3 protein-coding genes and 1 pseudogene are annotated in these 2,207 nt (G+C 63.4%); 2 read left to right on the top strand and 2 right to left on the bottom strand.

Annotated elements, in window-relative coordinates:
• The coding region (locus A9X05_RS32110) for a Ger(x)C family spore germination C-terminal domain-containing protein (RefSeq protein WP_231978337.1) at positions 1–231 on the bottom strand (231 nt) is incomplete at its 3' end.
• Between the two features lie 29 nt (positions 232–260).
• On the opposite strand from A9X05_RS32110, the gene A9X05_RS11800 reads away from it, so the two are divergent.
• Together A9X05_RS11800 and A9X05_RS32105 are read left to right on the top strand one after the other, a co-directional pair.
• A complete protein-coding gene (locus A9X05_RS11800) occupies positions 261–725 on the top strand; it encodes a DinB family protein (RefSeq protein WP_197499030.1) in 465 nt (154 codons plus the stop codon).
• A 118-nt stretch (positions 726–843) separates the two neighbouring features.
• Positions 844–1,674: pseudogene (locus A9X05_RS32105) on the top strand (MFS transporter); the annotation flags it as partial.
• Positions 1,675–1,842: 168 nt separating this feature from the next.
• Here the strand turns inward: A9X05_RS32105 and A9X05_RS31630 are convergent.
• The coding region (locus A9X05_RS31630; protein ID WP_067752143.1) for a copper resistance CopC family protein at positions 1,843–2,207 on the bottom strand (365 nt) is incomplete at its 5' end.

Raw genomic sequence — 2,207 nt, 5'->3', positions numbered from 1 at the left:
GACTCGGCGCATGTTCATCTCGACATCGACCTCATACTCGATCTCTTTGTACATCCGTTGCCAGCGCTCCTTCGTACGAACGTTTTTGCAGGGTGGCTGAATATCGCGCTCGGCGTCGGATTCTTGATCCGGGAGTGGGTCGCTTAGCGAAGCGCGCATCGGCGCCGTCGATAGCCGCCATCGATAATCTTCATCCTCCGCCGCGGGCGGATTCGCTACAATCAAGTTCATATTCTTGAATGGAAAAGGGGCGAACGGGGATGACAAAGACGATGACGGTGCGCGCGGCGGAGACGCGATTGCGCGGATGGATCCGGGAGCTGCCGCCGCTCCTCGCGGACCGCTCCGAAGAAGAGATGAAGGCGCGCCCCGGTCCGGGCAAGTGGTCGCAGCTCGAGATTCTCGGGCATCTGTGCGACTCGGCGCTTCACAATCTGATGCGGTTCGTGCGGATCGTATTCGAGCCGGGACCGGCGGTACTGACGCCGTATGCGCAGGACGATTGGGTGAAGGGCCAGAACTACCAGGCGGCTTCCTACGACGATGTGCTCGGACTGTGGCTCGCGCTGAACGCGAGGATCGCGGACGTATGGGCAGGGCTGCCGGAGGGCGGCGAGACGCGGCTGTTCGCGACGCCGGACGGCGGCACGGTCTCGTATGCGCTATGGGCGGACGATTACGTGAACCACCTCGAGCACCATTTGCGCGCGCTTGATATGGATTAATCATTTGATTAAAAATGGAACATTCTCCCTATCCACAACGGATCGTCGATCCGTTATGATAGAAGCTTAACCTAGGCAGAATTGTGGTGCTGACAGCGTGAACAGACTCCGCGCATTTATGACATCTTACCATCCTATCGTATTATCGCTGCTGATCGGCCATATGATCGCCCGCATCGCGACGTCCATGAGCATGCCTTTTCTCGCGCTGTATCTGGGGGCGCACACCGACATGGGGCCGGGCGCGATCGGCTTCGTCGTCGGTGCCGGCGCGCTGGCGGCCACGTTCGGCGGCTTCCTCGGCGGGGCGCTGTCGGACCGGTACAGCCGGCGCCTCGTCATGTTCACGTCGCTGTTCGCTTGGTGCGGCGTGTTCGTCGGCTTCGCACTGACGGACAACCCTGTGGTCCTTCTGCTGCTCAGTCTGCTGAACGGGCTGTGCCGCTCCTGGTTCGAGCCGGTCTCCCAGGTGCTGATGGCCGACCTCACGGAGCCGGCGCGCCGGATGAAGGTCTTCTCCATGCGCTATCTCATGGCCAACGTCGGCGTGGCGATCGGCCCCGTGCTCGGCGTCTGGCTCGGTCTCGGCAACGGGGGCCTGGCTTTCCTCATCACGGGAGCCATTTATTTTGTGTACGCCGTCACCCTCTACATCATGATGATCAGCTTCGGCATCAAAGATATCGAAGAGGGCAAGCCGGAAAAAAAGGTCACGATCGCGGACGCGGGACGAGTCGTCGTTCGAGATACGGCACTGCAGATGTTCCTCCTGGGCGGCATCGTCGTCGGGATCGGCTACAGCCAGCTGTTCGGCAACATGGCTCCCCATCTGGATCGCGTGTTCGGACATGGGGACCGGATGTTCGGCTATCTGCTGACGATCAACGCAATCACCGTCATCGCGCTGCAGCTGCCGCTCGGCTGGCTGGCGAACAAGCGTCCGCCGCTGTACGCGATCCACGCGGGCAACGTGTTCTTCGCCGTCGGGCTCGCTATTGGGTTGATCCTGCGGGTCTGCCATGCGGCCGCTCCTCGAGCAATCTTCAGTAGTTCTCTAGCCCACGCGGGTTCTTCGAACCCATCATGCCAGCACGCACGCGGGCGCTTTTGCCGCCGGTCACGCTCGACGCCGCGCCGCCCACACGGCGCCTCCGGCGATGAGCGCCACCGCCACCACGATGAACGGCCAGACCGGAACCCCCGAGTCCCGGCCCCCGGCCGTGCCACCTGCGGCCGGTGGTCCCGGCGTGCCCGTGCCGGAGACCGTCAACCGAAACGACCAGGATCCGGAGACCACGTGGCCGTCCGCGGACGTGACCCGATAGTTCACCGTGTACGTGCCGGCCGGGCCCAGCGGCCGCAAGCCGATGCCGACGACCGCGCCGTGGACCGTCGGGTCGCCGGCGGACCACACATTGCCGTCGGGCCCGACGACGGTCATGGCCGCGAACGTGGTCTGCAGCTGTTCGTTGAACGTGGCGC

The sequence above is a fragment of the Mycobacterium sp. E3298 genome, assembly GCF_001666895.1.
GTDB lineage: Bacteria > Actinomycetota > Actinomycetes > Mycobacteriales > Mycobacteriaceae > Mycobacterium.
This window is presented reverse-complemented; position numbering and strand designations above follow the sequence as displayed.